The organism is Hallella sp. (assembly GCF_037460745.1).
Classification (GTDB): domain Bacteria; phylum Bacteroidota; class Bacteroidia; order Bacteroidales; family Bacteroidaceae; genus Prevotella; species Prevotella faecis.
Genome location: NZ_JAXVAE010000026.1, coordinates 1 through 6,709, shown reverse-complemented (window position 1 = coordinate 6,709; position 6,709 = coordinate 1). Strand labels below are relative to the sequence as shown.

The following is a 6,709-nucleotide window of genomic DNA, read 5'->3' as shown; positions in this document are numbered from 1 at the left end:
TCTTCTGTCCACGAACGAGACCCTTGCGTGTGTAACGGCTCTGGCGCTTGCCAGCATATACCATTGTGTTCACGTCGAGTACAGTAACGTTGTAACGTGTCTCGATCTCCTTCTTAATCTCAAGCTTGTTAGCCTCGGGAAGCACGATGAAGCCATACTTTGTCTCGGCCTTCTTTGTGCGCTCCTGACCCTTAACCTTATATGTCTTGGCTACAGAAGACTTGTCAGTGATCTTGGTCATCTTCTCGGTAACCAACGGTTTTACGATGAATGTCATGTCTGTTGCCTCCTATTATTTTGTTAAGATTGAGTCGATAGCCTTGAGCGAATTCTCAGTGATTACGAGCACGTCTGAGTTCAAAACCTTGTAGGCATTGAGGGCTGTTGCTGTCATCACTTCAGCACGCTGCAAGTTACGAGTTGACAAATATACGTTTTTATTTACTTCTGGCAAAAGAAGAAGGAGCTTTTTGCCCTCAACTTTCAGATTTTTAGTAATGTTTACGAAATCTTTAGTCTTTGGAGCCTCCATTGCGAAGTCTTCTACTACTACGATAGCAGCCTCCTGAGCCTTGTAAGACAGAGCAGACTTACGAGCGAGAGCCTTCACCTTCTTGTTGAGCTTGAAGCTATAGTTGCGTGGCTTCGGACCGAATACGCGGCCACCACCTACGAGCACCGGTGAGTTGATATCACCACGGCGAGCACCGCCGCCGCCCTTCTGGCGACCAAGCTTACGGGTAGAACCGCTAACCTCGCTACGCTCCTTTGACTTAGCTGTGCCCTGGCGCTGGTTAGCGAGGTACTGCTTAACGTCGAGGTAGAGAACGTGATCGTTAGGCTCAATTCCGAAGATTGCGTCGTTCAACTGAACCTTTCTTCCGGTCTCCTGACCGTTGATATTTAATACGCTAACTTCCATTATTTCTTGATTAATACGGTTGAACCATTGCATCCGGCTACAGAACCCTTAACGAGAAGGAGGTTGTGCTCCGGAATTACCTTTAACACTTTGAGATTCTGGGTTGTAACGCGGTCGCCGCCCATCTGGCCGCCCATGCGCATTCCCTTGAATACCTTTGCTGGGTAAGAACAAGCACCGATAGATCCCGGTTTGCGGGCGCGGTCGTCCTGTCCGTGAGTAGACTGTCCTACACCACCGAATCCGTGACGCTTAACGACACCCTGGAAACCTTTACCCTTTGAGGTACCTACAACGTCAACGAAGTTTGCGTCGTTGAAGATCTCAACCGTAATGGTGTCACCGAGGTTGTACTCCTCGTCAAACTTGAACTCGGCCAAGTGTCTCTTTGGTGTTGTACCTGCCTTCTTGAATACACCGAGCATAGGTTTAGTGGTATTCTTCTCCTTCATCTCGCCGTAAGCCAACTGATAGGCCTGGTAACCGTCCTTCTCAACGGTCTTTACCTGAGTTACAACACAAGGACCTGCTTCGATAACAGTGCACGGTACATTCTTACCGTCGGCACTGAAAACGGATGTCATTCCGATTTTTCTTCCAATTAATCCTGGCATTTCAGTTTAGAAATTAAATAATAATATAATGTTATTTTGAATTCTTTTTAAGTGATACCCGCTTTCTCAAACTCACAACACACTTAAAAAGAACCTCTTACTTCTTCTAACCTGAAGGTCAAGTTGCTCTTTGTCAGCGTATTGATAGCCCACAGCCAGCGCAATACCCACTTTTGCGGGTGCAAAGTTACTACATTTTCTTCTTTCCCACAAGCATTTCCGCATTTTTTTATAATATTTGTTGGGGTAGCCCTCAGATCACCCCACCCTCCTATTATTATAAGGTGTCATCTAATGTGTGCGGCAACAACGCAAGTTGACATACGAAAACGGAGCGACTCCCTTTTAAGGAATCGCTCCGTAATGTATTTGGTTTAACCCAAAGGCTGTTATCAGACCTTGATCTCCACCTCTACACCTGAGGGAAGCTCAAGCTTCATCAGCGCGTCAACAGTCTGGCCTGTGGCCGAGTAGATGTCGATCAAACGCTTGTAGTTAGACAACTGGAACTGCTCGCGGCTCTTCTTGTTAACGAAGGTTGAACGGTTCACGGTGTAGATGCGCTTGTGAGTAGGCAATGGAATAGGACCGCTCACGATAGCGCCTGTAGCCTTCACAGCCTTGACGATCTGCTCAGCAGACTTGTCAACGAGCTGGTGATCATAGCTCTTCAGCTTAATACGAATTTTCTGACTCATTTTAATTTTCGTAAATAATGATTTGATTATGAATTATTGAAAGAGGTATGCTGCTTAAGAGTCGTTCACTAAGCAGCACCTCCCACAACTTTTTTGGTTATCGCTTCAGATCGGCGAGCACCTGCTCCTGCAGCGTAGCTGACAGCGGAGCGTGGTGATCATACTCCATAGAACTTGTAGCGCGACCAGAGGTGATGGTACGGAGAGCGGTCACATAACCGAACATCTCTGACAGGGGAACCATGGCCTTCACGATGCGTGCACCGCTGCGAGCCTCTTCCATTCCCTGAACCATACCGCGACGCTTGTTGAGGTCGCCGATCACGTCACCCATGTTCTCCTCAGGAGTAACAACCTCCACCTTCATGATAGGCTCCATGAGCACGGGACCTGCCTTGGCGCAAACGTTCTTGAACGCAGCGTGAGCAGCGAGCTCGAACGAGAGCTGGTCAGAGTCCACAGGGTGGAAGCTACCATCGGTGAGCACAACCTTCATGCCCATGACGGGGAAGCCAGCCAGGATACCATTCTTCATAGAGTCCTTGAAGCCCTTCTGCACAGCAGGGATGAACTCCTTGGGAATGTGACCACCGCTGACCTCGTTTACGAACTGCAGATCGTCCTGGAAGTCCTCGTCCTTCGGACCAACGGTAACGATGATGTCACCGAACTTACCACGACCACCCGACTGCTTCTTGTAAACCTCACGCCAGTTCTCAACGGTCTTCGTGATAGCCTCCTTGTAGTTAACCTGGGGCTTACCCTCGTTGGCCTCAACCTTGAACTCACGCTTCAGACGGTCGATGATGATGTCAAGGTGAAGCTCACCCATACCAGAGATGATGGTCTGGCCACTCTGCTCGTCGGTATGTACGGTGAATGTAGGATCCTCCTCGGCCAGCTTAGCCAAACCATTGTCGAGCTTGGCCACGTCGGCCTGGCTCTTAGGCTCAACGGCGATAGAGATCACAGGATCAGGGAAGGTCATAGACTCCAGCACGATGGGATGATCCTCTGAGCAGAGGGTATCACCTGTGCGGATGTCCTTGAAGCCCACTCCAGCTCCGATATCACCAGCGTCGATGCTCTCCATAGGAATCTCCTGGTGAGAGTTCATCTGGAACAGACGGCTGATACGCTCCTTCTTGCCCGAACGGGGGTTGAACACGTATGAACCAGCCACCACCTTACCAGAGTAAACGCGGAAATATACCAGACGGCCCATGAACGGGTCGGTAGCAATCTTAAATGCGAGAGCAGATGTAGGCTCGCTCTCGAGAGGCTTGCGGCTTTCCTCCTCGTTGGTGTCGGGGTTTGTACCGATGATAGCGGGAGTGTCCTCAGGAGAGGGCAGGAAAGCACAAGTGTAGTCGAGCAGGGGCTGCACACCCTTGTTCTTATAAGAAGAGCCGAGCAGCATCGGGCAGCACTCCATAGCGATACAGCCCTTACGGATGGCAGCCAGGATCTCAGCCTCAGTGATTGTTGAGGGATCTTCCATGTACTTCTCCATCACGTTGTCGTCGTAATCAGCGGCAGCCTCGAGCAACTTGTCGCGCCACTCCTCAGCCTCGTCAACGAGGTCGGCGGGAATGTCTTCCACCTCATACTCAGCGCCCATGGTCTCATCGTGCCACAGGATAGCCTTCATCTTGATGAGGTCAACTACACCCTTGAAAGTCTCCTCAGCGCCGATAGGAATCTGGATCACCACAGGGTTAGCGCCCAGGATGTCTCTCATCTGCTGAACAGTCTCGAAGAAGTCAGCGCCTGAGCGGTCCATCTTGTTGACGTAACCGATACGGGGCACATTATACTTGTCGGCCTGGCGCCACACTGTCTCAGACTGAGGCTGTACACCGTCGGCAGCAGAGTAGGTAGCGATGGCACCGTCGAGGACACGCAGTGAACGCTCCACCTCAGCGGTAAAGTCAACGTGACCCGGAGTATCGATCAAGTTAATCTTATAAGTCTTGCCACTCCAATTCCAGTTACAGGTAGTTGCAGCGGATGTGATGGTGATACCACGCTCCTGCTCCTGAACCATCCAGTCCATAGTAGCGGCACCGTCGTGCACCTCACCGATTTTATGCGTCTTACCCGTGTAGAACAAAATACGCTCTGAAGTCGTAGTCTTACCGGCATCGATGTGGGCCATGATACCGATGTTACGGGTCAAATGTAAATCGCGGTTTGCCATTGTCTTTTTACCTTATTTAATTAGAAACGGAAATGTGCGAAAGCACGGTTAGCCTCAGCCATACGGTGCATGTCCTCCTTACGCTTGAAGGCACCACCCTGGTTGTTGTAGGCGTCCATAATCTCAGCGGCCAGCTTCTCAGCCATGCTCTTTCCGCCGCGCTTGCGGGCGAAGAGAATCATGTTCTTCATCGACACGCTCTCCTTACGGTCGGGGCGAATCTCTGTAGGCACCTGGAAGGTAGCACCACCGATACGGCGGCTCTTCACCTCCACCTGCGGAGTGATGTTGTCGAGGGCCTGCTTCCAGATCTCCAGGGGAGTCTTCTCCTCCTTGGCAGCCTTCTCCTTCACAATGTCGAGGGCGTTGTAGAAGATGCTGTAAGAGATGCTCTTCTTACCATCGTACATCAGGTGGTTAACGAACTTTGAGACCTTCTGGTCGTTGAAAACTGGATCCGGAAGGATCACACGCTTCTTTGGTTTTGCTTTTCTCATTTTGTTTTAAATAAAATTTTGCATGGGGCTGTCAATGTGTTCTTCAACGCTCACGCTCGGGCATTTACTCAACCTGCTCAACTTCTCCAGCAAAACGAAAAAAAATAAATCATCTAAAAGCGTTGAGCCCTTGGCCTCAGGTGACAACCCTCGGCCCTCGGCTCTCCGCATTGTCTTTTTTTTACTTCTTACCCTTAGGACGCTTAGCACCATACTTTGAACGGCGCTGCGTACGGTTGGCCACACCAGCGGTATCGAGTGTACCGCGAACGATGTGATAACGCACGCCAGGGAGGTCCTTCACACGACCACCGCGAACGAGCACGATTGAGTGCTCCTGCAGGTTGTGACCCTCTCCGGGGATGTAAGAGTTGACCTCCTTCTGGTTGGTCAAACGAACACGAGCCACCTTACGCATGGCTGAGTTAGGCTTCTTAGGAGTGGTTGTGTACACACGAACGCAGACACCACGACGCTGAGGACAGTTGTCCAAAGCCGGCGACTTGCTCTTGTCAGCAACGTCTCTTCTGCCCTTACGTACTAATTGTGAAATAGTAGGCATAATTGTAATTTTTTAAAATTTATATATTTATTTTGTTTATTGTCAACGCTCTAAAAGGGTCCTCGCCGTATGACATTCTTGCTATACGGGTACAATGAACCCATTTCGGGGTGCAAAGGTACGAAGAATTGTTGAAAACGCGATATATAAGGAGGTTCTAATTTTTATGGGAATAATAATTTTAATACTTATTAACCCTTGTTGACGATATTTAATCGCGCTTTTGGCTTAGGCGCGCACCTTATTATATAATGTGGAATGTGGTCATGCGGCACGAGAACATTTCTCCCACAGACCACACAGATCGACACAGAAGAGAAACACCGCCGGTGTTTGCATAATAAGAACACGAATTATTTTAAAGAACACGAGACTCGGCGAAGCCCCACCGACCAACGGGAGGTAATCTCGCGAGATTTGTCGTAGACCCACCGACTAACAGGAGGTAATCTTACGAGACTCGGCGAAGCCCCACTGACAGATGCAAACGCTCGCTGTTATTTTAAAGAACACGAATCTCGCGAATCTATCGAATGACCACTGAGAGGAAACACCGCTGGTGTTTGATATCTCACGAATGACGTGCGAAGCACCACTGACCGAAGGGGAGGTAATGACGTGCGAAGCACCACTGATCGAAGGGAGGTAATGACTACTGAGAGGGAACCATAGCCTCTCTTCTGTCGACATTACCTCCCGTTGATCGGTGGGTCTACGACAAATCTCGTGAGATTCCAAACGCCAAAGGCGTTTCACATATCTGCATTCGTAAGATTCGCGAGATTCGTGTTTAAAAAAATGACACGGCGAAGCCCCACCGACCGAACGGGAGGTAATTTCACCGATGCGCACGGATTCTTTCGCATGCGGAGCGCAACGCATCTGTGCAAATCGGTGGGATCTGTGGGAGTAAAAACCGAGCTCAATGCGCTTGAAAAAGCAAGTGGGAGAACACGCCCACGGATCGCAGATGCCATACGGGGTGTTTTTATCAAAAGAACACGAGTCACCCATGAGGCCAGCGCCGTAGGCGGTTAACGCTTGATGGATAGCGGAATGGCGTGGATGAAAAACACGGGGCACGCAAAAAACAGGAGATTTTAGGGTGCAATCGTTCTTTATTGCGATTATAATTATTATCTTTGCAATAAAACCTGAAAGAAACGCCAAAGGCGTTTCACATATCTGCATTCGTAAGATTCGCGAGATTCGTGTT

At 49.6% G+C, this 6,709-nt stretch carries 7 protein-coding genes; all 7 read right to left on the bottom strand.

Annotated elements, in window-relative coordinates:
- A partial coding sequence (gene rplW / locus WKK33_RS00520) for a 50S ribosomal protein L23 (RefSeq protein ID WP_337932009.1) occupies positions 1-277 on the bottom strand: 277 nt, incomplete at its 3' end.
- A gap of 15 nt (positions 278-292) precedes the next feature.
- On the bottom strand, positions 293-922 hold the full coding sequence (rplD, locus tag WKK33_RS00515) for a 50S ribosomal protein L4 (RefSeq protein WP_235392416.1): 630 nt from the start codon (positions 920-922) through the stop codon (positions 293-295).
- Entirely contained in the window at positions 922-1,536 is a 615-nt protein-coding gene (gene rplC / locus WKK33_RS00510; protein ID WP_337932007.1) for a 50S ribosomal protein L3, read from the bottom strand. Before rplC ends, rplD begins: the two co-directional genes overlap by 1 nt.
- 392 nt (positions 1,537-1,928) lie before the next feature.
- Positions 1,929-2,234 (bottom strand): 30S ribosomal protein S10, encoded by a 306-nt coding sequence (gene rpsJ, locus WKK33_RS00505; RefSeq protein ID WP_215760040.1) that lies wholly within the window; start codon positions 2,232-2,234, stop codon positions 1,929-1,931.
- A 97-nt stretch (positions 2,235-2,331) separates the two neighbouring features.
- Complete coding sequence (gene fusA / locus WKK33_RS00500) at positions 2,332-4,434, bottom strand: elongation factor G (RefSeq protein WP_337932005.1); 2,103 nt, start codon at positions 4,432-4,434, stop codon at positions 2,332-2,334.
- 20 nt (positions 4,435-4,454) lie between these two features.
- Positions 4,455-4,931, bottom strand: a complete 477-nt coding sequence (rpsG, locus tag WKK33_RS00495) for a 30S ribosomal protein S7 (protein ID WP_215760038.1) — start codon at positions 4,929-4,931, stop codon at positions 4,455-4,457.
- A gap of 181 nt (positions 4,932-5,112) precedes the next feature.
- Positions 5,113-5,493 carry a 30S ribosomal protein S12 gene (gene rpsL, locus WKK33_RS00490; RefSeq protein WP_215760037.1) on the bottom strand — a complete coding sequence of 127 codons (381 nt, stop codon included), beginning with the start codon at positions 5,491-5,493 and terminating at the stop codon, positions 5,113-5,115.
- Between the last annotated feature and the right edge of the window lie 1,216 nt (positions 5,494-6,709).

Bases quoted from the DNA above. Each gene is read 5' to 3' on its own strand.
- rplD (WP_235392416.1), bottom strand. From the start codon at position 922: ATGGAAGTTAGCGTATTAAATATCAACGGTCAGGAGACCGGAAGAAAG.
- rplC (WP_337932007.1), bottom strand. From the start codon at position 1,536: ATGCCAGGATTAATTGGAAGAAAAATCGGAATGACATCCGTTTTCAGT.
- rpsJ (WP_215760040.1), bottom strand. From the start codon at position 2,234: ATGAGTCAGAAAATTCGTATTAAGCTGAAGAGCTATGATCACCAGCTC.
- fusA (WP_337932005.1), bottom strand. From the start codon at position 4,434: ATGGCAAACCGCGATTTACATTTGACCCGTAACATCGGTATCATGGCC.
- rpsG (WP_215760038.1), bottom strand. From the start codon at position 4,931: ATGAGAAAAGCAAAACCAAAGAAGCGTGTGATCCTTCCGGATCCAGTT.
- rpsL (WP_215760037.1), bottom strand. From the start codon at position 5,493: ATGCCTACTATTTCACAATTAGTACGTAAGGGCAGAAGAGACGTTGCT.